The organism is Actinokineospora iranica (genome assembly GCF_900101685.1).
In the GTDB taxonomy this organism is placed as follows: Bacteria; Actinomycetota; Actinomycetes; order Mycobacteriales; family Pseudonocardiaceae; genus Actinokineospora; species Actinokineospora iranica.
The window spans coordinates 40843-65690 of record NZ_FMZZ01000007.1; the positions used below are offsets into that span (position 1 = coordinate 40843).

24 protein-coding genes are annotated in these 24848 nt (G+C 72.6%); 14 read left to right on the forward strand and 10 right to left on the reverse strand.

Translation table 11 applies throughout. The features are described from left to right. Positions 1-55: 55 nt before the first annotated feature. The 3 genes from BLS56_RS15700 to BLS56_RS15710 all read right to left on the reverse strand — a co-directional run bounded on the left by BLS56_RS15700 (position 56) and on the right by BLS56_RS15710 (position 2614). Positions 56-1027: a TIGR03557 family F420-dependent LLM class oxidoreductase gene (locus BLS56_RS15700; RefSeq protein ID WP_091451026.1), complete on the reverse strand. Its 972-nt coding sequence runs from the start codon at positions 1025-1027 to the stop codon at positions 56-58. Between the two features lie 68 nt (positions 1028-1095). Next, positions 1096-1482 carry a hypothetical protein gene (locus BLS56_RS15705; protein WP_091451028.1) on the reverse strand — a complete coding sequence of 129 codons (387 nt, stop codon included), beginning with the start codon at positions 1480-1482 and terminating at the stop codon, positions 1096-1098. Between the two features lie 10 nt (positions 1483-1492). Beyond that, positions 1493-2614 (reverse strand): carboxylate-amine ligase, encoded by a 1122-nt coding sequence (locus BLS56_RS15710; protein WP_091451030.1) that lies wholly within the window; start codon positions 2612-2614, stop codon positions 1493-1495. A gap of 58 nt (positions 2615-2672) precedes the next feature. Here BLS56_RS15710 and BLS56_RS15715 point away from each other — a divergent pair, with 58 nt between their 5' ends. The 3 genes from BLS56_RS15715 (at position 2673) to BLS56_RS15725 (ending at position 6251) form a co-directional block, all read left to right on the forward strand. Continuing rightward, positions 2673-4163: a CYTH and CHAD domain-containing protein gene (locus BLS56_RS15715; protein ID WP_091451032.1), complete on the forward strand. Its 1491-nt coding sequence runs from the start codon at positions 2673-2675 to the stop codon at positions 4161-4163. Between the two features lie 67 nt (positions 4164-4230). Then, positions 4231-4908: a hypothetical protein gene (locus BLS56_RS15720; RefSeq protein WP_139190719.1), complete on the forward strand. Its 678-nt coding sequence runs from the start codon at positions 4231-4233 to the stop codon at positions 4906-4908. A 2-nt stretch (positions 4909-4910) separates the two neighbouring features. Further along, positions 4911-6251, forward strand: coding sequence for a sodium:proton exchanger (locus BLS56_RS15725; RefSeq protein ID WP_091451038.1), 1341 nt, complete (start codon positions 4911-4913; stop codon positions 6249-6251). Here BLS56_RS15725 and BLS56_RS15730 read toward each other — a convergent pair. Further along, positions 6248-6658: an STAS domain-containing protein gene (locus tag BLS56_RS15730; protein ID WP_091451041.1), complete on the reverse strand. Its 411-nt coding sequence runs from the start codon at positions 6656-6658 to the stop codon at positions 6248-6250. The two genes, BLS56_RS15725 and BLS56_RS15730, sit on opposite strands and share 4 nt — an antisense overlap. A 223-nt stretch (positions 6659-6881) precedes the next feature. Between BLS56_RS15730 and BLS56_RS15735 the strand changes: the two genes are divergently transcribed. Together BLS56_RS15735 and BLS56_RS15740 are read left to right on the forward strand one after the other, a co-directional pair. Next, positions 6882-7409, forward strand: a complete 528-nt coding sequence (locus tag BLS56_RS15735; protein WP_091451043.1) for a hypothetical protein — start codon at positions 6882-6884, stop codon at positions 7407-7409. Positions 7410-7488: 79 nt separating this feature from the next. Next, entirely contained in the window at positions 7489-8850 is a 1362-nt protein-coding gene (locus BLS56_RS15740) for a DUF2867 domain-containing protein (RefSeq protein ID WP_228771667.1), read from the forward strand. A gap of 22 nt (positions 8851-8872) precedes the next feature. On the opposite strand, the gene BLS56_RS15745 is transcribed toward BLS56_RS15740, so the two are convergent. Next, on the reverse strand, positions 8873-9766 hold the full coding sequence (locus BLS56_RS15745; protein ID WP_091451045.1) for an SDR family oxidoreductase: 894 nt from the start codon (positions 9764-9766) through the stop codon (positions 8873-8875). Positions 9767-9898: 132 nt separating this feature from the next. On the opposite strand from BLS56_RS15745, the gene malQ reads away from it, so the two are divergent. After that, positions 9899-11800, forward strand: a complete 1902-nt coding sequence (malQ, locus tag BLS56_RS15750) for a 4-alpha-glucanotransferase (protein ID WP_091451049.1) — start codon at positions 9899-9901, stop codon at positions 11798-11800. A 336-nt stretch (positions 11801-12136) separates the two neighbouring features. On the opposite strand, the gene BLS56_RS15755 is transcribed toward malQ, so the two are convergent. Continuing rightward, positions 12137-12850, reverse strand: a complete 714-nt coding sequence (locus tag BLS56_RS15755) for a DUF7711 family protein (protein ID WP_456049125.1) — start codon at positions 12848-12850, stop codon at positions 12137-12139. On the opposite strand from BLS56_RS15755, the gene BLS56_RS15760 reads away from it, so the two are divergent. From BLS56_RS15760 to BLS56_RS15770, 3 genes are read left to right on the forward strand one after another with little or no spacing between them, the layout of a single operon-like run. After that, a complete protein-coding gene (locus BLS56_RS15760; protein ID WP_091451053.1) occupies positions 12829-13425 on the forward strand; it encodes a TetR/AcrR family transcriptional regulator in 597 nt (198 codons plus the stop codon). The genes BLS56_RS15755 and BLS56_RS15760 overlap by 22 nt on opposite strands. A gap of 59 nt (positions 13426-13484) precedes the next feature. After that, the gene (locus BLS56_RS15765) at positions 13485-14678 is read left to right on the forward strand and encodes a cytochrome P450 (RefSeq protein ID WP_091451056.1); all 1194 of its coding nucleotides are present in this window, start codon (positions 13485-13487) and stop codon (positions 14676-14678) included. Next, positions 14675-14893 carry a ferredoxin gene (locus BLS56_RS15770; RefSeq protein WP_091451630.1) on the forward strand — a complete coding sequence of 73 codons (219 nt, stop codon included), beginning with the start codon at positions 14675-14677 and terminating at the stop codon, positions 14891-14893. Before BLS56_RS15765 ends, BLS56_RS15770 begins: the two co-directional genes overlap by 4 nt. Positions 14894-14952: 59 nt before the next feature. Here the strand turns inward: BLS56_RS15770 and hisG are convergent, their stop codons facing one another. After that, complete coding sequence (gene hisG, locus BLS56_RS15775; RefSeq protein WP_091451058.1) at positions 14953-15816, reverse strand: ATP phosphoribosyltransferase; 864 nt, start codon at positions 15814-15816, stop codon at positions 14953-14955. Positions 15817-15995: 179 nt separating this feature from the next. Between hisG and BLS56_RS15780 the strand changes: the two genes are divergently transcribed. The 4 genes from BLS56_RS15780 to BLS56_RS15795 all read left to right on the forward strand — a co-directional run bounded on the left by BLS56_RS15780 (position 15996) and on the right by BLS56_RS15795 (position 18947). Next, positions 15996-16553, forward strand: a complete 558-nt coding sequence (locus BLS56_RS15780; protein ID WP_091451061.1) for an ArsR/SmtB family transcription factor — start codon at positions 15996-15998, stop codon at positions 16551-16553. After that, positions 16546-17436 (forward strand): SRPBCC family protein, encoded by an 891-nt coding sequence (locus tag BLS56_RS15785; protein ID WP_228771668.1) that lies wholly within the window; start codon positions 16546-16548, stop codon positions 17434-17436. Before BLS56_RS15780 ends, BLS56_RS15785 begins: the two co-directional genes overlap by 8 nt. 496 nt (positions 17437-17932) lie before the next feature. Beyond that, positions 17933-18112 (forward strand): hypothetical protein, encoded by a 180-nt coding sequence (locus BLS56_RS15790; protein WP_139190723.1) that lies wholly within the window; start codon positions 17933-17935, stop codon positions 18110-18112. A 103-nt stretch (positions 18113-18215) separates the two neighbouring features. Continuing rightward, positions 18216-18947, forward strand: coding sequence for a Clp protease N-terminal domain-containing protein (locus BLS56_RS15795; RefSeq protein WP_407640526.1), 732 nt, complete (start codon positions 18216-18218; stop codon positions 18945-18947). On the opposite strand, the gene BLS56_RS15800 is transcribed toward BLS56_RS15795, so the two are convergent. The 3 genes from BLS56_RS15800 to BLS56_RS15810 form a co-directional block, all read right to left on the reverse strand. After that, complete coding sequence (locus BLS56_RS15800) at positions 18941-19975, reverse strand: S66 family peptidase (protein ID WP_091451070.1); 1035 nt, start codon at positions 19973-19975, stop codon at positions 18941-18943. The genes BLS56_RS15795 and BLS56_RS15800 overlap by 7 nt on opposite strands. A 79-nt stretch (positions 19976-20054) precedes the next feature. Next, a complete protein-coding gene (locus BLS56_RS15805; RefSeq protein ID WP_091451073.1) occupies positions 20055-20900 on the reverse strand; it encodes a class I SAM-dependent methyltransferase in 846 nt (281 codons plus the stop codon). Between the two features lie 192 nt (positions 20901-21092). Further along, on the reverse strand, positions 21093-22334 hold the full coding sequence (locus tag BLS56_RS15810) for an MFS transporter (protein WP_091451076.1): 1242 nt from the start codon (positions 22332-22334) through the stop codon (positions 21093-21095). A gap of 178 nt (positions 22335-22512) precedes the next feature. On the opposite strand from BLS56_RS15810, the gene BLS56_RS15815 reads away from it, so the two are divergent. Next, positions 22513-24786, forward strand: a complete 2274-nt coding sequence (locus BLS56_RS15815) for a family 2 encapsulin nanocompartment cargo protein terpene cyclase (RefSeq protein WP_091451634.1) — start codon at positions 22513-22515, stop codon at positions 24784-24786. Positions 24787-24848: the final 62 nt, after the last annotated feature.

A 24848-nucleotide genomic window follows, 5' to 3' on the forward strand; every position in this document is an offset into this window, starting at 1 on the left:
TGTCGGCGGCCGACAAACGGGTCAGGCAGCCAAACGGATCAGGCAGCCGAACGGGTCAGGCAGCGGCCTCGCGCAGGGCGGGGAGCAGTTCGTCGCGGGCGAAGGCGAAGAAGTCCTCCTGGGCGTCCCCGCCGATCTGGACGAGCGCGATGTCGGTGAACCCCGCCTCCCAGTACGCCGAGACCGCCTTGACGATCTCGCCCGCGTCCGGGCCGCACGGGATGCCCGCGGCCACGTCGTCCTCGCGCACGAACTGGGTCGCCGCCGCGAACGCCGAGGGGCCGGGCAGTTCGGCGTTGACCTTCCAGCCCCCGCCGAACCACCGGAACTGCTCGTGCGCGCGGGTGACGGCGGCGTCGCGGTCGAGGTCCCACGAGATCGGGATCTGCCCGATCTTCCGGCTTTCCGTGCGCGCCAGCTTGTCCCAGGCCGAGCACAGGCCGCTGTCCGGCTCGACGGCGACCATGTGGTCGGCCAGCGGCGCGAACCGGCGCACCGACTGGGCGCCGGACACCGCGACCGCGACGGGCACCCGCAGGTCCGGCCGGTCCCACAGCTTCGCCGAGTCGACCCGGAAGTGGTCGCCCTTGTAGTTGACGTAACCGCCGTCGAAGAGCGCCGAGATGATCTCGACCGCCTCGACCAGCATCTCGTGCCGCACGTTGACCGGCGGCCAGCCGCGCCCGACGATGTGCTCGTTGAGGTTCTCGCCCGCGCCGAGGCCCAGGGTGAACCGGCCCTCGGACAGTAGTTGCGTCGTCGCGGCCTGCTGCGCGACCACGGCCGGGTGGTACCGCATGATCGGGCAGGTCACGTAGGTCATCAGCTCGACCGCGCTGGTCGCCTGGGTGACCGCGCCCAGCACGCTCCACGCGTTGGGCGCGTGCCCCTGGGCGGCGAGCCAGGGGTTGAAGTGGTCGCTGCTGACCTCGAAGTCGAACCCGGCCTCCTCCGCTCGCGCGGCGAAGCGGACCAGGTCGCGCGGGTCAGACTGCTCGGTCATCAGCGTGTATCCGAAGCGGGTCATCGCTCATTCCTCTCGCAGTGCCGAGATCGCTGGTTCCCCCTCGGACCGCCCGCGCCGCGACGGACGGGTCATTCCTCCCGCAGCGCCGAGGCGACCGAGCCGCCTGCCTCGTCGGCGGCCCGGCCGCGCCGTTCGGTGTCGGAGCGCCTTTCCGGTTCGTCCGGGGCGACGTCGTCCACGTCGTCGGCGGGCTCGTCCATCCGGTCGGACAGCTCATCGATGGGAGTGTCCTGGCCGGGGCGGCCAGGGTCGGACACGTCGGGTTCCTCCGCCGCCAGCCGGTCGCCGATGTCCGCGCCCTCGCGCTGCTCGGCGATGGTCATGCCGTGCTTGTCCGCCTCGGCCCAGCGCTCCGGGGGCTCGATGCCCTCCTCAAGCGGATCGAGGCCGAGGTTGTCCTCGTCGAGGCTCTCGAACTTGCTCTCTCCGTCCGTGCTGAAACCGTCGGTGCTCATGCCGGTTGTGCTACCCGGGGACGGTCTGCGACAAACTCGTCTGCTCGGCCAGCAGCCGCAGCACGCCGTCGAGCCCGCCGGTGCGCGCGTAGGCCTCCCGCTGGCGGTGCGCGCCGTCGCCGTTGTGGTTGAGCCAGTTCAGCGTGGACTCCACGAACTCGAGCTCGCCGGTGGCCCGCAACTCGGCGGCGTGGTCGCGCACCAGGTCGCCCACGATCGACCGCACCGGCCGCAGCGCTCCCGACGCCGGGTCGGGCACCTCGCCCGCGAGGCCTTCGCGCGCCGCCCGCCACTGCGCCGCGCGGATGATCTCGGTGGGCACCCGGGGCGCTGGCTCCGGCGCGGCGAGCGCGTCGGCGACCAGGCAGCGCACCAGCACCGCGAGCAGCGTCGCCTCCTCCACGGTGCCCGCCACATCGGACACTCGGATCTCCACCGTCGGCTGCGCCTCGGAGGGGCGGACGTCCCAGTAGACCATCTTGCGGTCCATGGCGGCCCCGGTCGCCAGCAGCCCCTGCACGATTTCCTCGTACTGGTCGGGCGAGTCCATATAGGGCGGCGGGCCCGCCGACGGCCAGCGTCCCCACAGCAGGTGCCGGACCGAGGCGTAGCCGGTGTCCTCGCCCTCGTGGAACGCGGAGTTCGCGCACAGCGCCAGCAGGGTCGGCAGCCACGGCCGCAGGTGGTTGGCCACCGCCAGCGCCGTCGAGCGGTCCTCGACGCCGACGTGCACGTGGCAGCCGCAGGTCACCCCGCCGAAGATGAACTTGCCGACGTGGCGGGCGATCCGGTGGTAGCGGGTGCCCGGGCCGATGGTGGAGATGTCGGGCTGGCCGTGGGTGGCGGTGCCGCAGGCGATGAGCGTCGCGCCCTGCTCCTGGGCGCCGCGCGCGAGCTGCTCGCGCAGCCCGGCCAGCTCGTCGCGGATCTCCTTGGCGCCACGGCAGATTCCGGTGGCCGACTCGACCTGGCAGCGCATCATCTCGGTCTTGAGGTCCGCGCCCTTCTCGTGGTCGGCGATCGCTTCCGGCCCCTGGTAAACCAGTCCGCCCTTGTCATCCACCAGGAGGAATTCCTCTTCCACCCCGACTGTCAAACCCTGTGTCGCCAACTGGTTCTCCTTATTCCGCACCGGTCACTCCATCGAGTACCCATCCGTGCGGAGACTCACCCAGTGTCATAGTGAGGAGATGACGACCCGGGTACGTGAGATCGAACGCAAGTACGAGGCGGGCGCGGATTTCGCGCTCCCCGATTTGACCGCGGCGGGCCCGGTCAGCGCCTGCTCCGGTCCCCGCCGCACGGAGTTGGACGCCACCTACTTCGACACGGCCGACCTGCGGCTCGCGCACGCGGGCGTGACCCTGCGCAGGCGCACCGGCGGTGACGACGCGGGGTGGCACGCCAAACTGCCGGTGGGCCTGGACACCCGCGACGAGATCCGGTTCCCGCTGGGCCGCGCGCGTGCCACCGTGCCTGCCGACCTCGCCGCCCTGGTCCGCGCGCACACCCTGGGCGCGCCGCTGGCCCCGGTGGTGCGGATCGCCACCGAGCGCGACGAGTGGGAGCTCAAGGACGCCGAGGGCGCCACGATCGCGCTGCTCGCCGACGACAAGGTCACCGCCCACCCCGCCGACGGCGAACCCCGGCGGTGGCGCGAGCTGGAGATCGAGGCGACCGACCGGGACGTGCTCGACGCGGTGGGCGCGGTGCTGGGCGCGCGGCCGTCGAAGTCGACGTCGAAGCTGGCCAGGGCGCTGGGCGGCCGCGCGGCCGCCGTCGCCGCCCCCGAGCTGCCCAAGCGCCCCACCGCGGGCGATGTCGCCCTGTCGTACCTGCGCGCGCAGGTGGACGCGCTGCGGGCCCATGACGCCGGAGTCCGGCTCGACGCCGAGGACGCGGTGCACCAGTTCCGGGTGGCCTGCCGCAGGCTGCGCAGCGCCCTGCGCTCGTTCCGGCCGCTGCTCGACCGCGAGCGGGGCGAGGCCCTGCGCGCGGAACTCAAGTGGCTCGGCGGCGAGTTCTCTCCCGCGCGGGACACCGAGGTCCTCGAAGCGGAACTGCGCGCTGAACTCGACCGCGTTCCCGCCGAGGATGTCCTGGGCGGGGTGTCCGCGCGGCTCACCGCCGAGCTGGGCAGGGCCGCCGCCGACGCCCGCGCCGCCGCCTTGGCCGCGGTGGACAGCGACCGCTACCTGGCCCTGCTGACCAACCTCGACGCGCTGCTCGCCGCTCCGCCGTGGACGGACAAGGCGTCCCGCCCGGCCGCCCGGGAACTGGGCAAGCCGGTGGTCAAGGCCTGGCACCGGCTCGCCCGGTCGGTGGCCGCGGTCTCCGCGGCCGAGTCCGACCGGGACACCGCGCTGCACCAAGCGCGCAAGGACGCGAAGAAGCTGCGCTACACCGTCGAGGCGGTGCGCCCGGTCTTCGGCGTGAAGCTGGCGAAGTGGGGCAAGAAGGTGAAGAAGACCCAGTCCGCGCTCGGCACGCACCAGGACGCGGTCGTCGCCCGCGCCGCCCTGCGTGACCTTGGCGTCCGCGCCCACCTGGCGGGCGACAATGGCTTCACTTACGGTCTGATGCGAGCCCGCCAGGATGTCCGCGCGCTGCGCGCGGAACAGGAGTTCACCCGGCGGTGGAAGCGGTTGCGCAAGGCAGGCGGACCGCGCGGGCTGCGCTGACCGCGTTTTGGTCTCGATCGCCGCGGGTACCTATCAGGTGACCTGCCGTGTCCGGAAGGGGCCGATCGTGGATGAGAACACGTATGTCATATTCCTGCTCCTCGGCATCGCGCTGGTGGTGGGAGACGGCCTGATCATCTACCGCAGCGGGCTGAGGTACCTGTCGGATTCCTACGGCGAGGCGCAGTCGGCCCGGTCGATGGCGCGACTCGTCTCCAGCCTGTTCGTGCTCGCCGTCCTGGGAATCCTGCTGCTGATCTCGGTGATCAACTTTGGCGACGCGCCACTGGAGGGCGTCGTCGTGCGGCTCGGGGTGGTGCTGCTGCTGGTGGCCATCGCGCATGGGATCGCCATCAAGGTGCTCACCCGGATGCGTGACCGCCTCGACGCGGAGAACCTGACCAAGCAGCGCTACGACCACATGCACCACGACGACCGCCCGCGCGACGACCGCCCGCGCGACGACCGCCCGCGCGACGACCGCCCGCGCGACGACCGACCGGCCGACGGCTACCCCGCCCGTGGCACCACCGCGCGTGACACCACCGCGCGCGGCGACCTCGCCACCGAGCCGGTGGGCCCGATCGACGCCGAAGCCGAGGCGCGGGCCAACGGCGACGGCGAAACCCGCCTGTCGCGGGCGCCCGGAGCCGAGCCCGGGGTCGGCAGCCGTCCCGCGAGCGCCTACGAGCCCGAGATCCCCGGACCGCAACGGCGCGGAACCGTCGCGCCGGAGATCCGCTGACCGTGCGACCGCGGCCCGCCACCCGGCGGGCCGCGGCTCCGTTCGGGCTGGCCGTCGCGGCCACCGTCCCCGGGGTCTACCTGGGCGTCACGGGAACCCACCCCCCGTCACCGCTCGCGGCGGCGCTGTTCGGCCTCGCGGTCGTCGGCGCCGCCTTCGTGCTGTCCTGGGTGGCCGAGGCCATCCAGGTCGACATCTCCGCCGGACTGGCCATCTCGCTGCTCGCGCTGATCGCCGTGCTCCCCGAGTACGCGGTCGACTTCGTCTTCACCATCGAGGGCGGCCAGGCCTACGCCGAGCACGGGCCAGCCTGCGTGCCGCCGGACGCGGCCGAGGGGACGCAGTCCGCCTGCGGGCTCGCGCTGGCCAACATGACCGGTGCGAACCGGATCCTGGTCGGCGTCGGCTGGGCCTTGGTCGTGCTCTTGGCGGCGTGGCGCGTGCACCGCGACCGGGTCGCGCGCGGCTCCACCAGGCCGATGCGCAAGCCGTCGGAAACCGAGGTGCGACTGCACCGCACCGACGCCGTGCCGCTGGCGTTCCTGGCCGTGGCCACCCTGTACTCGCTCACGCTGCCGCTGCGGCAGAGCATCACCTTGGTCGACACCGCCGTGCTGGTGGGCGTGTTCGTCCTCTACAGCGTGCGGGTGGCCACGGCCCCGCCGGGCGACCCGGACCTGGCGGGGACCGCGGCCTGGATCGCGGACCAGTCCCGGACCCGGCGCAGGCTGTCCTGCGCTGGGCTGTTCGTCTTCGCGGCCGCGGTGATCCTGCTGGTGGCCGAGAACTTCGCGCACGCGCTCGTGGACACCGGGACCGATCTGGGCATCAGCCAGTTCTTCCTGGTGCAGTGGGTGGCCCCGCTGGCCTCCGAGGCGCCGGAGCTGCTGGTGGCCTCCCTCTACGCCTGGCGGCTCAAGACCACTGACGCGCTGGCCACCCTCATCTCGTCCAAAGTGAACCAGTGGACGCTGCTGGTGGGCACGCTGCCGGTCGTCTTCGGCATCGCCGCGGCCGCGCCCGCCGGTCTGCCGATCGACGGCGCGCAGCGCTCGGAGTTGCTGCTCACCGCGGCGCAGTCGCTGTTCGCGGTGACGCTGCTGCTGGGCCTGTCCATCACCGTGCGGGGCGCGCTGGTGCTGCTGGGCCTGTTCGTGGCCCAGTTCGCGCTCGCCGCGCTGCTGCCCGCGGCGGCCAAGGGGGTCGAGCTGCTGATCCTGTCCGGGATCTACCTCGTCCTCGCCGTGGTCATCGCCGTGCGGCGACGCGCCCAGGTGCTCGTCTTGCTGCGCGACGGCTACCGCACCCCGTACCGCGAGCTGGCCGAGTCGGCCGAGCGCTAGGCCGCGTAGGGCCGCAGCGCGTCGGCCCGGTCGGCGTGCAGTTGGAACGCCTCGCGCAGGCCGGTGACCTCCAGCGGGCGCAGCACCGGGCGGCTCGCGGCGACCACGCGCAGGTCGACCGCGCGGGCCTCGGCGCCGTCGCGCAGGTCGAGCAGGAGGCCGATGCCCGCGGCGGCCAGGAAGTCCACTTCGGACAGATCGAGCACCAGGGCCAGCAGGTCGGGGGTGCGCAGCGCGGCGCGCAGCGTGTCGCCCGCGTCGGGAACGGTGCGCAGGTCGATCTCGCCGCGCAAAGTGGCCACTGTCGCCCAGCGGCTCACCCGCTCCACCCGCACGTTCGTCTGCTGGGCGGGCGGCGCGGGGGCCCTGGGTGTCGAGGCGGCGGGCAGTCGGGCGGGAGCAGCCATGGCGGCCTCGGTTCCGAATTGGTGACGCGGGAGTCAAGAGGTGTCTCTCGCAGCATAGGGCATATTTGCCTCAAGACAACCATTTTGGCGAGGCGTCGCCGGAAGTTCGCACAGTCGCAACACGGCCTTGGTGCCCCCGCGTTTGGCAGGCCATCAGAGTGGTAGTTCTCCTATTGCCGGTTCTCCCACTGGGCGGCTTCCACTCGATTCGAGGAGGGACGACGTGCTCCGACGGTGGTATCGGCTCGCCTGGACAGCGACAGCGGGCGTCGTCGCCTTCGCGGGGGTCAGCGCGGGGGTGGTGCTGCTGCGCTCCTGGACGCTGTTCTTCCTCGCCATGACCGCGGTCTGCCTCGGCTTGGCCGCATCGGCTGCCTTCGCCGACATCGACCAAGCCGCCCCCGGCCGGACGCGGACCATCGCGGCCTTCGCTGTCGGCCTGATCGGCACCGCGGGCCTGGTGACCGTGCTGGAGTGGGTCGCCTTCGCGCTGCTGGCCACCCTCGCCGCCGCCGCGGTCCCGCTGCTGGGGCCGGGCAGGCTCAGCACACCGGATCTGTGCGCCCGCTGGAACGCGGGCCTCGACGCCCTGCGCACGGCCGCCACCCCCGCGGAGGCCGCCGCGATCCTGCGCGACCGCCAGCGCTGCCTGGACGAACTCGAGCGCCGCGACCCCGACGGCTTCCGCCGCTGGCTCGCCACACCGGGGGCCGACCCGGCGACGGTGCTGCGGCCCCACCAGGGCACCTGAGCGCGGCGCGCGGAAGCGCCCGCGCGCTGCGATAGTGGGCCTGCCGGAGACGTTCCAGCGACCCCCCCGGGAGAACCACGTGCCAACCTGCCTGGTGCTCGGCGCGGGCGGCTACATCGGAACCCGACTGGTGGCCGCCCTGCGCGCGGACGGACACCAGGTTCGGGCCATGGGCCGGTCGCTGCCCGCCGTCCCCGACGGGGTGCGCGGCATCCGCGCCGACATCCGCGACGCCGACGCGCTCGCCGCGGCCACCTCCGGTGTGGACGTCGTCTACCACCTCGTGCATTCGCTGGCGGGCAAGGACTTCGTGCGGGTGGACGAGCGCATCGCGCACGCGGTCGCCGCCGCGGCCGCCGCGGCGGGTGTCCGGCAGATCGTCTACCTCGGCGGCCCCCGGCCCCGCGCCGCGGACCTCTCCGACCATCTCGCTTCCCGCGCCGAGGTCGGCGACGTCTTCCTCGAAGGGCCGACCCCGGCGCTGGTGCTGCGGGCGTCGATGATCATCGGGCGCGGCTCGGCGTCCTTCGAGCTGCTGGGCTGGGCGGCCCGGGCGCCGGTGGTGCTCCGGCCGTCCTGGATGGCCAACCGGAGCAGGCCGGTCGCGGTCGGCGACGTCCTGCACCACCTGCGCGCCGCCGCGAGCCGCGAAGACCGCGTCAACGGGGCCGTCGACGTCGCGGGCCCGGACACCATGACGTATCTGGACCTGCTCCAGCGCTACGCCCGGATCGCGGGCCTGCCCTGGCGGCTGCCGCTGCCGGTCGCCGCGCTGCCCGGCGGCCCGGCGCTGGTCGCCGCGGTGGGCCCGCTGCCCGCGCCGCTGACCCGCGCCCTGCTGGAGTCGATGCGCCACGACCTGGTGCCCGACCCCGCCACCGTGCTGCCCCCGCCGCCTGGTGGAGCCACCAGCGTCGACCGCGCGCTGCGCGCCGCGGTCGGCGGCGACACCGAGCCTGCCCGGCCACCCGCGCGGGCCCCTGGCCTGGTCCGCGACCGGCGCGTCCTGCGGGTCCGGGCCACCGCGGCCACCCTGTGGCGGGTCATCGCCGACATCGGCGGCGACCGCGGCTGGCACACCATCCCCGGCGTCTGGGCGCTGCGCGGCGCGCTGGACCACCTGGTCGGCGGGATCGGCCTGCACAAGGGCAGACCGGCCCGCCTGAGCCCCGGCGATGTCGTGGACTCCTGGACGGTGGTCGACCGCGGCGACGCCGAGCGCGTGCTGGTGCTGCGCGCCGACATGCGCCTGCCCGGCCGGGCCTGGCTGGCGCTGCGCGCGGTCGACAACGGGCGGCCCGGCGAGTGCGACTACGAGCAGACCGTCACCTTCGTCCCGGACGGTCTGCCGGGCAGGCTCTACTGGCTCGCCCAGAAACCCGCGCACGACATCGTCTTCGGCCTCATGGCCCGCAACATCGCCCGCACCGCCGAAGCCTGAGGCCTGCCGTCGGCGGGCCTTGTCAGGTGATCGGAGAGCCGCCGGTCACCGCGATGATCTCGCCGGTGATGTAGCTCGACTCCTGGGAGGCGAGGAAGACGTAGGCGGGGGCCAGTTCGGCGGGCTGGGCAGGCCTGCCCAGCGGGGCCTGCGCGCCGAAGGACTCGACCTTGTCCGGGGGCATGGTCGCCGGGATCAGCGGCGTCCACACCGGGCCGGGGGCGACCGAGTTGACCCGGATGCCGCGCTCGGCCAGGTCCAGCGCCAAGCCCTTGGTGAAGTTGACGATCGCGGCCTTGGATGTGGCGTAGTCCAGCAGGTGCGGCGAGGGCTGGAACCCCTGGATCGAGGACGTCGTGATGATCGACGCGCCCGCCGACAGGTGCGGCAGCGCCGCCTTGCACAGCCAGAACAGGGCGTAGACGTTGGTCTTGAGGACCCGGTCGAACTGCTCGGTGTCGATCTCGGCGAGACCGCCGTCGCGGGACATCTGGTAGGCCGCGTTGCTGACCAGCACGTCGATCCGGCCGAACGCGGCGACGGCCTGGTCCACCACCCGGGCGCACTCCGCCTCATCGGTCAGGTCCGCGACCACGATCTCGGCCCGCCTGCCCGCGTCGGTGACCAGGGCGGCGGTGTCGTGGGCGTCCCGCTCCTCCTCCGGCAGGCATGTGATCAGCACGTCGGCGCCCTCGCGGGCGAAGGCCAAGGCGACCGCCCGGCCGATCCCGGAGTCGCCGCCGGTGATCACCGTGGCCGCGTCGGTGAGCCTGCCGCTGCCCCGGTAGGTGTTCTCGCCGTGGTCGGGTTCGGTGTCCATCTGCCCGGTCGGGCCGGGGTGCTCGATGGTCTCGCCCTCCTGGACCGGCCCCGGATACCGCGTGCGGGGGTCTTGGCGGGTGCTCTGGTCGGGCATGTGTCACTCCCGTGCTCGTCTTGCGCTCGCACCGGGGATGCCCACCGGGACCGGGACGAAACGGCCGTTCCCACGGCGGGGCCCCGCTCGGGTTGAATGGGCTTGGTCATCCGTGCGGCGAAAGGTTCCACTGTGGACGATCGACTGGCCGAGCTGGCCGCGGCGCACGGCGTCGCCATCGCCTACGAGAACGGCGACCGCGAACGCGTCGAGGTCGACCCGGCGGTGGTCGTGGCCGTGCTGGGGCAGCTTGGCGTCCCGGCCGACAGTCCGGACGCGGTGCGGGAGTCGCTGCGCCGCGCCCCCAGCGGCCCAAGCGTGCCGTCCGTCGTCCGGCAGGGCGACCCGGTGCCGGTCGGCTCCGGCGAGGTCGTGCTGGAGGACGGCGGGGTCGTCGAGGTCGACGGCGCGCTGCCCGACCTGCCGCTGGGCTGGCACCGGCTGCGGGTCGACGGCCGCGAGAGCACGCTGGCGGTCACCCCGGCCACACTGCCGCCCGTCCCGCGCACCTGGGGGTGGATGACCCAGCTCTACGCGCTGCGCACCCCCGGATCGTGGGGTATCGGCGACTACGCGGACCTACGGGAGTTCGTCGCCGCTGCGGGCCGCGACGACGCGGGCGCGGTCCTGGTCAGCCCGGTCGCCGCCGTGGCCACGACGCACCCGGTGCGGAAGTCGCCCTACTCGCCCTCCAGCAGGCGCTTCCTCAACCCGCTGCACCTGGCCGTCACCGAGACCGACGCTTTCCGCGCCGCCGACGAGCAGACCCGGCGCGAGGTGCTGGCGCTGCGCCCGGACGCGGGCGACCGCATCGACCACGACGCCGTGTGGCGGGCCAAGACCGCCGCGGTCGACCTGCTCCGGCCCCGGCTGCCCGACCTCGCCGGACTCGACCCGGCCCTGCTCGACTTCGCCACGTTCAACGCCCTGGCCGAGCGGCACGGCTCGGACTGGCGGACCTGGCCCGAGGCGCTGCGGCACCCGGGCGCGCCGGAGGTCGCCCAGGCGCGCGCGGACCTCGCCGAGCGGGTCGCGCTGCACGCCTGGTACCAGCTCCAGTGCGCCGACCAGCTCGCCGCCGTGCGCCAGGCCGCGGCGGGCATGGCCGTCGGCGTCGTCCACGACCTGCCGGTCGGCGTCGACCCCGGCGGGGCGGACGCCTGGTCGCTGCGCGACGTGCTGGCCTCCGCGGTGACCGTCGGCGCGCCCCCGGACGCGTTCAGCCCGCGCGGCCAGGACTGGGCGCTGCCCCCGTTCCGCCCCGACCGGCTGGCCGAGCACGGGTACGTGCCGTTCCGCGACATGATCCGCGCCGTCCTCGCCCACGGCGACGGCATCCGGGTGGACCACGTGGCCGGACTGTGGCGGCTCTGGTGGATCCCGCCGGGCGAGACACCGGACCGGGGAACGTACGTGCGCTACGACGCCGAGGCGATGCTGGGCGTGCTGGCGCTGGAGGCGCACCGGGCCGGGGCCGCGGTGATCGGCGAGGACCTGGGCACCGTGCCCAAGCAGGTCACCGACTCCCTGCAGGAGCGCGGCGTGCTCAGCTGCGCGGTCGCCTGGTTCCAGCGCGACGACGAGGGCCGCCCGCTACCGCCCGCCCGATGGCCCGCCCAGGCCGCCGCGAGCGTGTCGACCCACGATTTGCCGACCGCGCCCGGGTTCCTGGCCGGTGAGCACGTCCGGGCCCGCGCCGAACTCGGCCTGCTGGCCGATCCGGAGGCCGAATACCGCACCGCGGCCGACGAGCGCGCCGCGATCGTGGGCCTGCTCGTCGACGAGGGCCTGCTGGCCGACCAGGACGCCTCGGCGCAGGAGATCGTCGCCGCCCTGCACGCGCTGCTCGCCCGGACGCCGTGCGCCCTGGTCTTCGCCGCGCCACCGGACCTGATCGGCGAGACCCGCCAGCCCAACCTGCCCGGCACGGTGGACGAGTACCCGAACTGGCGCCTGCCGCTGCCACTGACCGTGGCCGAGTTGATGGCGCACCCGGCCGTGCGCGAGGCGGTGGCCGTGTTCCAAGCCCGCTGACCCACTGCCCGCTGACTTGCCGACAACCCGCTGACTTGCCGACAACCCGCTGACCCGCCGCCTCTTGATGGCTTGCCCGGCTGCCGCGCGCTGGCTCGCCCGCTTGTCCGCGTGCCTGCCTGCTGGCCGAAACCCGTGCGAGGGGCGTTCTTTCGCCTCTACTGCGCGGTTTCGGTCTCCATCGGCTCCTCGTCGGGCACGGGGACGACCCCGTGCTCTTCGCTCAACGCCGTGTAGATGGGGTTCGGGTCAGTCTCGATCACGGTGCCCTGCTTTCCGCATCCGGTCGGGGGACCAGCCGGAGATACCACCCAGTGCCGGTTTTCAACCGCGGTATCACCGGAAAGTGTTGCCCGCCGCCCTGTCCTCGGCGTCCAGCAGATCCAGGTAACCCGCCCCCACCTGCCACAACGCGTCCGCCACCGGTTCCAGCTTGCCGGGCTTCCACCGCCGCTCCTCGTACTCCGCGCTGCGCTCGCGCAGACCGCGCAGGCTGATCGCGAGCTCGTCGGCGACCCGGGCGCGCAGGTCCGCGGGCGTGGGCGCGGCCGGGCGCACCGACTCGCCCTCGCCGTCGGCGATCGCGGCCAGCACATCGGTCCGCACACCGTCCGCCTCGGACCAGACCAGCACCGGCCGGTACAGCTCGTGGTTCCACACCGGCGCGTGCGCGGAGCGCCAGAACGGCCGCACCGGGCTCTGCGGCAGCCGCGCCGCGTTCGCCCAGTGCCGCGCGCCCGAGGGCTCGGTGCGCCACGGCACGGCCTCGGCGGGCAGGTCTACCGTCAGGGCCACGGTGATCAGCTCGATCTCGGCGATCGGGCCGAGGATTTCCCCGGCCGCCCACAATTCGCCCACCCGCCGGGGGAAGATCGATACGGGCCGCGTGGCCATGTCGGCACAGGTGCTGGCAAGGGTTTCCAGGTGATGCACTGCGCGGGTCCACTTCACCCGGCCATCCTGCCCGCCCCGTCCGCGCGCGGGGCCGGGGGTGACGCCTTGATCGGAAAGCGACGGAACGGGGACCGATGTCGGAGAACGGAACCACACGCAAGCGCGACGCCGCGGCGACCAAGGAGGCGCTGCTGGCCGCGGCCACCGAGCTGTTCACCACCCGCGGGTTCGACCGCACGTCGGTCCGCGACATCGCGGCGCTGGCCGAGGTCAACCAGGCGCTGGTGTTCCGGTACTTCGGCTCCAAGGAGGCGCTGCTCGGCGCCGTGGTGACCGCGCCGGGCCGCGCGCTGCTCGCCGAGACCCCGCCGGGGCGGCTGCTGGCCACGCTGGTGCGGGAGACGCTGGCGCAGGAGCCCGGCGGCGCGAGCGGGAACCTGCTGCTGCTCGCGCTCAGCGGCCCGCAGGACGGCGGCGCGGCCGAGGTGCTCGAGCGCGAGGTCGCCGAGCCGCTGCGGGCGGCGCTGACGGCGCGGACCGCGCGCCCGGACGCGGAACTGCGGGCCGAGTTGGTGTGCGCGTGGCTGCTCGGCCTCGCGCTGACCCGGCACCTGCGCACGGACGGCCAGCTGGCGAAGGCCGACCCGGAGACGGCGAGCACGCTTGTTCTGGACGTGGTGACAACCCTGCTTGGCGCCGAGTCGGAGTCGCCGACCGCGACTGATCGTTGACGCTCCGCGCACCGCCCCGTACCGTTGTAACCAAGTGCTTACAACACTGAGGGGGCCCGTTGACCGCCGCGGACGAACGACTTCGCCGGTACCCGTTCAACCTGAGTGAAGGGCTTGAGATCGATCCGGCCTACGCCGAGGCGCGCTCGGCGCCGGGGCTGCTGCGCGTCCAACTGCCCTTCGGAGAGCCCGCCTGGCTCGCCACCCGCTACGAGGACGCGCGGTTCGTGCTGGGCGACCGGCGGTTCAGCCGGGCGATGGCGGCTGAGCGCGACGAGCCGCGCAACCAGCCCTACCGCAGGCCGGGCGGCATCCTGTCGATGGACCCGCCCGACCACACCCGCCTCCGGGTGCTGGTGGCGGGCGCCTTCACCGTCCGCAGGGTCGAGAAGCTGCGGCCCTGGGTGCGCGAGATCGCGAACCGGCTCATCGACGACATGTTCACCGCCGGGCCGCCGGTCGACCTGGTCGAGGCGTTCGCGCTGCCGCTGCCGGTGCAGGTCATCTGCGAACTGCTGGGCGTGCCCGTCGCGGACCGGTCCCGGTTCCGGGTGTGGAGCGACGCGCTGCTGTCGACGTCCTCGCTGACCGCGGCTGAGTTCGCCCGGGTGGACGGCGAACTGCGCGCCTACATGGCCGATCTCGTCGTGGCGCGGCGCGCGGAACCGGCCGAGGACCTGATGAGCGCGCTGATCGCGGCCAGGGCCGAGGACGGCGACCGGCTGTCCGAGGCGGAGCTGATCGACCTGTGCATCGCCGTGCTGGTGGCCGGGCACGAGACCACCGCGACGCAGATCCCCAACTTCGCGCACGTGCTGCTGGCCAGGCCGACGCTGTACCGGGGCCTGCACGACGAGCCGGACCGCGTCCCGGCCGCGGTCGAGGAGCTGATGCGGTTCGTCCCGCTCGGCGCCGGGGCCGGGTTCGCCCGCTACGCCACCGAGGACGTCGAGGTCGGCGGCGTGCTGGTGCGCGCGGGGGAGCCGGTCATGGCTGCCATCGGCTCGGCGAACCGCGACGAGAGCCGCTTCCCCGACGCCGCGCAGGTGCGGTTCGACCGCCCGGACACCGCCCACCTCGGCTTCGGCCACGGGGTGCACCACTGCCTCGGCGCGCCCTTGGCCCGGCTTGAGCTGCAAGAGGCGCTGTTGGCGCTCACCAGCCGCCTGCCCGGTCTGCGCGAGGCGGGTGAGCCGGTGTGGAAGACCCAGATGATCGTTCGCGGTCCGCGGCACATGCCGGTGGCGTGGTGAGCTGGACCGTCCGGGTCGACGCGACCGCCTGCATGGGCTCGGGGGTGTGTGCCGGTTCCCGCCCGGACGTGTTCCGGCTCGCCGGGCGCCACTCGGAGGCCGTGCGCGCGGCCGTCCCGCCCGATGACGCCGTCCTGGACGTGGCCGACACCTGCCCCGCCTCGGCGATCACCGTGACCGACGAGACGGGCGCGGAAATCGGCCCGCGCCCGTGACGGACAGCGCGTGTCCCACCTTCGCCAGGCAAGGTGGGACACGCGCTGTCCGTCACGGGTCAGAGGCGGCTGGATTCCAGCGGGGTCACCAGGATCGCGCGGGCGCCGACCTCCCACAGCTCGTCCATCACGAACGGGGCGCGCTCGCGCGGAACCAGCGACCGGACGGCCACCCAGCCCTCGCGGGCCAGCGGTGAGACGGTCGGCGACTCGATGCCGGGCGTGAGCGCGCACGCCGCCTGCTGCACCTCCACCGGGCAGTCGTAGTCGATCATCACGTACTGCCGGGCGATCAGCACGCCCTTGAGCCGCCTGCGCAGCCGCTCGATCGCGGCCAGTGACTCCTCGGTCAGCTCGGCGGCGGGCCTGCGGATCAGCACCGCCTCGGACTTGAGGATCGGCTCGCCGAACACCGCGAGGCCGGAGTTGCGCAGGCTGGTGCCGGTCTCGACCACGTCGGCCACCGCGTCGGCGATGCCAAGCTGCACGGAGGTCTCGACCGCGCCTTCCAGCCGGACGAGCTTGACCTGCACCCCGTGCTCGGCCAGGTGCTTCTCGACCAGGCCGGGGTAGCTGGTGGCGACCCGGCGGCCGTCGAGGTCGCGCAGGTCGGCGATCGCGCCCGGGCGGGCGGCGAAGCGGAACGTCGACTCGGAGTAGCCCAGGGCGAGGATCTCCTCCGCGCCGGTGTCGGCGTCGAGCAGCAGGTCGCGGCCGGTCAGGCCCGCGTCGAGGGTGCCGGAGCCGACGTAGAGGGCGATGTCGCGCGGGCGCAGGAAGAAGAACTGCACGTCGTTGCGCGCGTCGTCGATCATCAGCTCGCGGTTGCCGCGATGGACCCGGTACCCGGCAGCGGTGAGGAGCTGTTCGGAGGGGACGCTGAGCGACCCCTTGTTGGGCACGGCGATCCGTAGCGTGGTCACGCGGACGAATATTGCCACAGGCACAGGTCCGCCCGATGACCCGGGCCTGAACACCCGATGGCGCATCCGCCCTGGTCGGGGCCGTGCTGTGCGCTGCGTTACCCCCGTCGGCGATGTCCACTGTGGTCATCGCGGACCTATTGACAAAGAAGATTTTTACGTACAAACTCATTTTTGCGATGAGAGACGTCCTGTACCTGGAGCACATCGAGCAGGCCGAGGCCCTGCTCAAGCCGCAGCGCGTGGAGGTGCTGCGGCAGTTGGCCGAGCCCCGTTCGTGCACCGAGGTCGCGAGCAGGCTTGACCAGACCCCGCAGCGGGTCTACTACCACGTGAAGAAGCTGGTGGAGGCCGGTGTGGTGACCCTGGTGTCCGAGCGCAAGGTGCGCGGGATCAACGAGGGCGTCTACCAGGCCACGGCCCGCTCGTACTGGCTCTCGCCCCGGCTCGTCGGGAGCGTGGGGACGCGCCTGCACGACGACAAGCGGGGGCTGGGCTACCTGCTCGACCTCGTGGAGGAAGTCCAGCAGGACATCGCGGGCCTGGACCGCACGGCGCCGGACCTGCCGTCGCTGGGGGTGTCCGGCGCGATTCGGGTGCCGCCCGAGCGCAGGCCGGAGTTCCTTGAAGACCTCAAGAGCACGTTGCAAGACCTGTTCAGCCGCTACGGGGGCGCGGAGGGCGACGCCTTCGCCCTCGTGGTGGCCTGTTACCCGAAGGAGAAGACAGATGAGTGAGCAGTTGGCCGAGCCGTTGACCATGAGCGCCCGCCTGGCCGCGCCCGTCTCGCGGGTGCGCGCCGCGCTGACCGAGGCGGGGGAGTTGCGGGCCTGGCTGTCCGAGCACGCCGAGGTCGACCTGCCGAACCGGTTCGCCTTCTGGGGCCCCTCGATCCCCGATGGCGCCGAGCCGCACCAGCGGCCGCTGACCGTGACCGACACCGAGGTCAGCTTCGCTTGGCAGGTCGGCGGTGAAGAGACCACGGTCGAGTTCACCCTCGCCGAGGAGTCGGCGGACACGACGGTGCTGACCGCCTCGCAGAGCCACTTCCCGGGCTGGGGCGTGGCCGCATCGGGTGGCGGCGGCGTGCTCGCGGTGCTCGGAACGTTCTGGGCGGCGGCGATCGCCAACCTGGTCGAGCACATCGAAGGCAGGCCGCTGACCCCTCGGGGCGACCTGACCTCCGCCGACCTCAAGGCCGAAGTCGTGATCGCGGCCTCGGCCGAGAAGATCTACGACGCCCTCATGGACCCGGCCAAGTTCGCCGAGTGGTTCGGCTACCCGATCGAACTCGAACCGCACGTCGGAGGCCGCTGGGCCATGGGCGGCTTCGAGAACAACCCGTCCCCGGCGAAGATCGTCGAGCTGGAGCCAGGCCGCGCCCTGACCCTGGACTTCGGCGGCTCCAGCTACGGCCTGAACAGCTGGGAGCTGGCCGAGTCCGACGGCAAGACCCGGCTGACCTTCATGGCCAGCGGCTTCAACAGGGACAACCCGCCGTACGCGGGCTGGCTGGGCTGGATCAGCGGCATCGCCGAACTCCGCCGCTACGTCGAGATGCCCGACTGGCGGATGACCTGGATCGTCCCCACCGAAGAGGAAACCCGGCCCGCCGAGTGAACCTGGGTTGTCAACTGAGGTTATCCCTACTTGGTATCTAGATAATGGGCTTTCGGCGCCCTGGAGGCCTGCTGTGGAGTGGGCCCGGCGAGGCCGGACACGCAGGGCGTAGGTCGCGTGTCCGGCCCGTACCCGTGGCCAGCCCACCATTCGGGTGGCCCGGGGCCCGGAGCCGGTCGGCTGCCATCGTCGGCGGGTCGCCCGCTCCGATCGGAGTGGTGCAGGGTCCTCTGAGCTTGCCGTAGACGCCTGCCGCGCGCCCATCCCAAAAGTGCATAGCCCGGGGTTATGGGGACTCGGCCGAACGGCTCGGCCGATGCGGGCCGTTCGGCCGCGATCGCTTGTCGGGGGGAGCTTTCGGGGCTCGGATGGGGCACGCTGGTCGGGTGACGTGGACCACGTTCGAGGTCGGGTAGGTTCTGGCGCGATGCTGCGGTGGATGTGGCCGCTGCCCCGGCGCCGGTGGCCGGTTGCGGTGGCGGTGATTGTGGGCGCGATGGGCGCGGGATCTGTGGTGGCGCACTTCGGCGGCGTCGGCGTGGGCGTGGTGGCCTTCGTGGTCACGGTCGGCGAAGTGCTGGCGCTGTTCTGCGCCCGCTCGTGGCTGCGGTCCCGCAGGCAGGCGAAAGAGGTCGAAGCCGAACGCGACCGCACCGACGAGCTGATGACTATGTGACGGCCCGTTTTGCGGGTGTCAGCCTGGGGGCGACTTCGTCAACTCCCGGTTGACGACCATCGGGTTGTCAACCTATGGTTGACGTATGACGAATCCAGTCCAGATGACCAACCCGGTCCGCCTCGACGACCTGATCGAGGCGATCAAGAAGGCCCACACCGACGCGCTCGACCAGCTTGCCGACGCCGTGATCGCCGCCGACCACCTCGGTGAGATCGCCGACCACCTGATCGGCCACTTCGTCGACCAGGCCCGCCGTTCCGGCGCGTCCTGGAAGGACATCGGCGCGAGCATGGGCGTCACCAAGCAGGCCGCGCAGAAGCGGTTCGTGTCCAAGGACCCCGGCCTGGACCCCAGCCAGGGGTTCGGGCGCTTCACCGACCGGGCGCGCAACGTCGTGATCACCTCGCAGAACGAGGCCAGGGCGGCGAGCAACTCGGAGATCACGACCGGGCACCTCGTCCTTGGGCTCCTGGCCGAGCCGGAAGGGCTTGCCGCGCGGGCGATCCGCGCGCAGGGCGTGTCGCTGGACGCGGTCCGGGAGGCCGCGGTCGCGACGCTGCCCGCGGCCGCGGAAGAACCGCCCGCGCTGGTCCCGTTCGACGCGGGCGCCAAGAAGGCGCTGGAGTTGACGTTCCGGGAGGCCTTGCGGCTGGGGCACAACTTCGTCGGGACCGAGCACATCCTGCTCGCCCTGCTGGAGTTGGAGGCGGGCGATGGCGTGCTCTCGGGCCTGGGGATCGACAAGGCGACCACGGAGGCGACGGTCGTCGAGACCCTCGGCGCCCTGACCGGGCAGGCGGCACCGGGGCAGCAGGCTCAGCAGGATCAGTAGGTCACCGTGACGCGCCTGCCTGGGCCATCGACCAGGATGGGCGCGCCGTAGGGGAGCACGACCTGCGGATCGGTGTGGCCGAAGTCGACGTCGAAGACCAGCGTCGCGGCGGGGGAGTACTCGGCGAAGGCGCGCAGGACGGCGGCGCGCTGGTCGTCTCGGTAAGCGGCGGCCTCGGCGGGGGTCGTGCGCTTGCTGAAGTACCACGTCTTGGGGCGGCCGACGAGCGCGGCGGGGAACTGCCGGAGCAGGCCGCGCTCGCCCATGCTGCGCAGCACCCGGTAAACCTCGGTGGCGGTAGGCATTTCCTCGGAGGTCTCCAGTAGCAAGACCGACCCGGCGTAGTCCTCGACCGGGCGGATGGCTCGGTCGGCCATCAGCAGCCACGACAGGACTTCCACGTTCCCGCCCCAACTTCGGCCCTCGACCACCTGGTCGGCGTTGTGCCAGCGCCATCCCGAGCACGGGCGCAGCGGCGGCTCGCTGTCGAAGGTGGCCGGGTCGTCCCACGGGCGGTCGATGTCGCCGGACGCGGTGACCTCGGGGAGGTCGTAGGGGCCGGTGGTGAACAGGGCGGCGCGCAGTGCGGCCGCGGTGACCGGGTGCAGGGCGCCTGGCCTGCCGAACTGGGTCATCACCGCCCCGCCGTGGAAGCCGATGACGCCCGCGGCCCACAGGTAAGCCAGGAAAGCGGTGTTGTCGCTGTAGCCGAAAAACGGCTTCGGGTTGGCCCGAAGCAGTGCTGCGTCCAGGTGCGGCAGGACTCTGATCTGGTCGTCACCGCCGATACTGCTGATCACCGCGGCGATCTCGGGGTCGGCGAACGCGGCGTGGATGTCGACGGCCCGGTCCTCGGGCGTCGACCCCATCCGCCGGGTGGTCGGGTACTCCACCGGCACCAGGCCGAAGTCCTCGCGCAGCCGCAGCAGGCCGAGGTCGAACGGCAGCGGGAACAGCCCGGGCAGGCCCGCGGACGGCGAGAGGACGGCCACCCGGTCGCCGGGGCGGGGTTTCGTCGGATGCCGCATGGCCTCACGCTACGGCGCGCGTCCACCGGTTTCCGGCTGGGTTGAGCCACCCCGGGAGGCCCGGGATGGCTCAACCGGCTCAGCTCGCCTGTCCCGTGTAGACGGTGACGGCGCTGAGGTAGAAGGCATCCGGCCGCCGCAGGATGCCCGCGGGGGAGTCGGGGTCGGTGAGGGCGGCGAGGGTCGCCCGGTCCTCGGCGTCGAGCAGGTCGCCCGCGTGGTCGAGGGTCTGCCGCAGGGTGTCCCGCAGGATCTGCCGCGTCGGCAGGTCGAGCGGGGCCGGGCGGTTGATCAGGACGCCGCGGACCGCGCCCGAGACGAGTCCGGCGCGGGCGAGCAGGGCGGGCCAGTCCTCGACCGTGGTGACCGTGTCCGGGAGGGCGGCGCGCATCTCGGTGAACCACGCCTCGGTCGCCACGTCGACGCGGGCTTGCAGGCCGGGGCGGCCGATTCCGATGTCGCGGGGGAGGAACCGGGTCGGGAGCCCGCCCTCCACGACGGCCAGCACGCCGCCCGGCCGCAGCAGCCGGGCCAGGGCGTCGAGGACGGCCTGCTGGTCGCCGACGTGGTGCACGGCCCGGCTGATCCAGATCAGGTCGGCCGGTTCGAGGTCGGCCAGGCAGTCCGGCAGGTCGCCGAGGTGGGTGCGCACGGCTCGGCCTTCCCGGGCGGCCCGCTCGCGGGCCCGGTCGAGCAGCGGGGCCGCGCCGTCGACGGCGACGACCTCCGCTGACGGGAACGCGCGGGCGAAGGCGAGGGCGGCGCCACCCGGGCCGCTGCCGACGTCGTAGACGCGGCGGATGTCCGGCACGACCGAGCGCGCCCACTCGGCGGTGTCGGCGAAGACGGGCAGGAACAGGTCGGCCTCGCGTTCGAGTCGGTCGGCCATGGTGGCCCAGTCGAAGTCGTGCGTGGTGTGTGCCATGCCGCGATGGTGGCCGGCTTTGGCCGATAAGCCAAAAAACCTTGCCGTTTTGGCAAACCGCCCATTTCCAGGGATAGGATAGTTGTTATGTCTTATCAAGATAACGGGTAGAGGGTGTCCGAGTGGGGGGAGCGGAGTCACGGGAGAGGTGACCGGAAGGGGGTGGAGAACAGATGCCAAGAAGAGGGGCGTTCAGGTGCGGGTGGTCTCGGGTGGGGTGGGCGTGTGGTCGATCATGACGCGGCCGAGCACCAGGATGGTCAGGCCTGCCAGGACGACGGTGACGAGGCCGACGCGGAGGCTGGTGGCGTCGGCGATGAGGCCGATGAGCGGCGGGGAGGCCAGGAAGCCGATGCGGAGCAGCCAGCTCACCACCGTCAGCCCGACCCCGACGGGCAGGCCCGGCAGTTCGTCCGCCGTGTGCATCGCGGCTGGGATGAGGGTGGCCACGCCCAGACCCGCCAGGGCGAAGCCCACGAGGGTCGTCGGGACGGACGGCAGGGCCAGCGCGGCGCCGACGCCCACCGCGGTGAGGGCTCCGCCGGTGCGGACGACGAGCCGCTGGCCGAACCGGTCCACCGCCCGGTCGCCCAGCAGGCGGCCCGCGGTCATCGCGGTCTGCAGCGCGACGAATGCCAGGCCCGCGGTGGCCGCGCCCGCGCCGAGCGAGCCGGTGAGGTACAGCGCGCCCCAGGACGCGCCCGCGTCCTCGACCATGGCGCCGCAGCCCGCCAGCACGCCCAGGGCGAGCAGCAGGCGCAGCGCGGCCCAGTGGAACCGACGCGGCGTGGCCGGTGCCGAACTGTGGCTGTCCGCCCCGGCGGTGTCCTGGCCCTCGGTGACGCGTTCGGCGTCTTCGCCGCCGGGCAGCATGAACCGGTAGCAGGTCATGGCGACGGCGCTGAACAGCGCCGACGAGATGAGCAGGTGGATGGGCAGAGGCACCGACAGCCCGGCGGCCGCGGAGCCCATGAGCCCCCCGCACACCGCGCCGACGCTCCAGAGCCCGTGGAAGGAGTTGACGATCGAGCGGCCGTAGCGGCGCTGCACCCGCAGGCCGTGGGTGTTCTGGGCGACGTCCACCACCGAGTCGAGGGCGCCCGCGACGAACATGGCCGCGGCGAACATCGCCCAGTCGGCCGCGGTCGCGATGAGCAGCAGGGCCGCGGCGAGGGCGACCATGCCCATGGCCGCGACGCGGGCCGAGCGGAAGCGGTTGATCAGCGCCGAGGCGAACAGGCCCGCGATGAGCGCGCCGAGGGGGAAGGCGGCCAGCGCGGCGCCCAGGGCCGTGTTGGTCAGGCCGAGGGAGGCCTTGATCTCGGGGAACCGGGGGACGGCGTTGGCGAACAGCGCGCCGTTGGTGAAGAAGACACCCGCCACGGCGGCGCGGGCGTGCCTGCTGATCCTGGTCTCGGCGGTCTGCTCGGGCATCCCGACCGAGCGTACAGACCAAAGGTCGGATGACCAGCCGCCACTGTGCGTGGGTGCCGACGATCTTGGTCGTACCGATCGGGTGGATTCGCGGCAGGAGCCTTGGCCCGCGCCCGTCCGCGCTGGTTTTCTGCACCCGGTCCGGGCCGTACCACTAAGGAAAGGTCGGGTGCGCGCGATGCCGCAGCCCTTCGAGCTGCCTGAGTTCTACATGCCCTACCCGGCGAGGCTGAACCCGAACCTGGAGGGCGCCCGCGCGCACAGCCGGGCGTGGGCCAGGGACATGGACATGATCGACGTGCCGCAGAACGGCAAGGTCATCTGGGACCAGGACGACCTGGACTCCCACGACTACGCCCTGCTGTGCTCCTACACCCACCCGGACGCCCCCGGCCCCGAACTGGACCTGATCACCGACTGGTACGTCTGGGTGTTCTACTTCGACGACCATTTCCTGGAGCTGTTCAAGCGCACCCGCGACATCGCGGCCGCCCGCGAGTACCTGGACCGGCTGCGCGCGTTCATGCCGGTGGACGGCGCGATCACCGAGACACCCACGAACCCGGTCGAGCGCGGGCTGGCCGACCTGTGGACGCGCACCACGCCGTCGATGTCGGCGGACTGGCGGCGGCGGTTCGTGGAGAGCACGAAGAACCTGCTGGACGAGTCGCTGTGGGAACTGGCGAACATCAACGAGGGCAGGCTGGCGAACCCGATCGAGTACATCGAGATGCGCCGCAAGGTGGGCGGCGCGCCCTGGTCGGCGAACCTGGTCGAGCACGCGGTCGGCGCCGAGGTGCCCGCGGCCATCGCGTCCAGCCGCCCCATGCACGTCCTGCGCGACACCTTCGCCGACGGCGTGCACCTGCGCAACGACCTGTTCTCCTACGAGCGCGAGGTGCTGGACGAGGGCGAGCTGAGCAACGGCGTGCTCGTGTTCGAGAAGTTCCTCGACATCGGCACCCAGGAAGCGGCCGAGGCCGTCAACGACCTGCTGACCTCCCGGCTGCACCAGTTCGAGCACACCGCGCTCACCGAGGTGCCGCCGCTGCTGGACGAGCACGGCATCGACCCGGCGTCCCGGCTCGGCGTGCTGGCCTATGTGAAGGGGCTGCAGGACTGGCAGTCCGGGGGTCACGAGTGGCACATGCGGTCCAGCCGCTACATGAACAACGGCGGCGCGCCCGGCGCCGGCGTGCTCGGCGGGCCGCAGGGCCTGGGCACCTCGGCGGCGCGGATCGCGCGGTCGCTGGCCATGACGCACCGGCAGCGGGCGCGGTCGTTCACCCATGTCCCGTTCCAGCAGGTGGGCCACGTGTCGCACCCGCCGCTGCGGATGCCGTTCAAGTCCCGGCTCAGCCCGCATCTGGAGCGGTCGCGGGAGAACGCGGTGTCGTGGTCGCACAAGATGGGCATCATCGATGAGGTGCCGGGCTTGTGGGACGAGGAGAAGACGCGGGCCTACGACCTCGCGCTGTGCTCGTCGGGCATCCACCCGGACGCCGACCTCGAGGCGCTGGACCTGTCCACCCACTGGTTGGTGTGGGGCACCTACGGCGACGACTACTACCCGGTGTTGTTCGGCCGGACCGGGGACATGGCCGGTGCGAAGGCGCTCACCGAGCGGCTGTCCCAATTCATGCCGCTGGACGGCGAGCCGACCCCGGTCCCGGTGAACGCGCTGGAGCGCGGGCTCGCGGACCTGTGGGAGCGGACCGCGGGGCCGATGGCGCCGGACGCGCGGCTGGCGTTTCGCCGGGCAGTGGACGACATGACGGAGAGCTGGCTGTGGGAGCTGGGAAACCAGTACCAGAACCGCATCCCCGACCCGGTCGACTACATCGAGATGCGCCGCAAGACCTTCGGGTCCGACATGACCAAGAGCCTGTGCCGGATCGGGCATGGCAAGTCGGTGCCGGACGAGGTGTACCGCAGCCGGGCGGTCCAGTCGCTGGAACTGGCCGCGACCGACTACGGCTGGATGATCAACGACGTGTTCTCCTACCAGAAGGAGATCCAGTTCGAGGGCGAGATCCACAACATGGTGCTGGTCGTGCAGAACTTCTTCGACTGCGGCCCCGAGATCGCGATGAAGATCGTCGGCGATCTGATGGAAGGCCGGATGCGCCAGTTCGAGCACGCCGTCGCCGTCGAACTGCCCGCGATGTTCGACGATTTCGACCTGGACACCGACGCCCGCACCACCCTGATCGGGTACGCCGAGGAGTTGCAGAACTGGATGTCCGGAATCCTGGTGTGGCACCAGGATTGCCTGCGCTACGACGAGCCGCACCTGCGCAAGCACTTCGCGGATAGCCCCGGCGCGGCCGGATCGCCGCCCACGCCGCAGCGCCTGCGCGGTCCCAGTGGTCTGGGCACGGCGTCGACGCGGATCGTCCCGCGGCAGGGGCCGGTCTCGGCGCACTCCGTCGTGGGGGTGCACGCCCACTAAGCCTGCTGATTCCTGAGTGGCCCGGGAGTCGACGGTGAGCGGTCCGCCGTCGGCTCCCGGGT

Coding starts and splice junctions, on each gene's coding strand:
- BLS56_RS15745 (WP_091451045.1), bottom strand. CDS start 9,766: ATGCCCGACCAGAGCACCCGCCAAGACCCCCGCACGCGGTATCCGGGG.
- BLS56_RS15790 (WP_139190723.1), top strand. CDS start 17,933: ATGGGCGCGGGATCTGTGGTGGCGCACTTCGGCGGCGTCGGCGTGGGC.
- BLS56_RS15700 (WP_091451026.1), bottom strand. CDS start 1,027: ATGACCCGCTTCGGATACACGCTGATGACCGAGCAGTCTGACCCGCGC.
- BLS56_RS15715 (WP_091451032.1), top strand. CDS start 2,673: ATGACGACCCGGGTACGTGAGATCGAACGCAAGTACGAGGCGGGCGCG.
- BLS56_RS15810 (WP_091451076.1), bottom strand. CDS start 22,334: ATGCCCGAGCAGACCGCCGAGACCAGGATCAGCAGGCACGCCCGCGCC.
- BLS56_RS15760 (WP_091451053.1), top strand. CDS start 12,829: ATGTCGGAGAACGGAACCACACGCAAGCGCGACGCCGCGGCGACCAAG.
- BLS56_RS15705 (WP_091451028.1), bottom strand. CDS start 1,482: ATGAGCACCGACGGTTTCAGCACGGACGGAGAGAGCAAGTTCGAGAGC.
- BLS56_RS15730 (WP_091451041.1), bottom strand. CDS start 6,658: ATGGCTGCTCCCGCCCGACTGCCCGCCGCCTCGACACCCAGGGCCCCC.
- BLS56_RS15815 (WP_091451634.1), top strand. CDS start 22,513: ATGCCGCAGCCCTTCGAGCTGCCTGAGTTCTACATGCCCTACCCGGCG.
- BLS56_RS15805 (WP_091451073.1), bottom strand. CDS start 20,900: ATGGCACACACCACGCACGACTTCGACTGGGCCACCATGGCCGACCGA.
- BLS56_RS15795 (WP_407640526.1), top strand. CDS start 18,216: ATGACCAACCCGGTCCGCCTCGACGACCTGATCGAGGCGATCAAGAAG.
- BLS56_RS15780 (WP_091451061.1), top strand. CDS start 15,996: ATGAGAGACGTCCTGTACCTGGAGCACATCGAGCAGGCCGAGGCCCTG.
- BLS56_RS15800 (WP_091451070.1), bottom strand. CDS start 19,975: ATGCGGCATCCGACGAAACCCCGCCCCGGCGACCGGGTGGCCGTCCTC.
- BLS56_RS15785 (WP_228771668.1), top strand. CDS start 16,546: ATGAGTGAGCAGTTGGCCGAGCCGTTGACCATGAGCGCCCGCCTGGCC.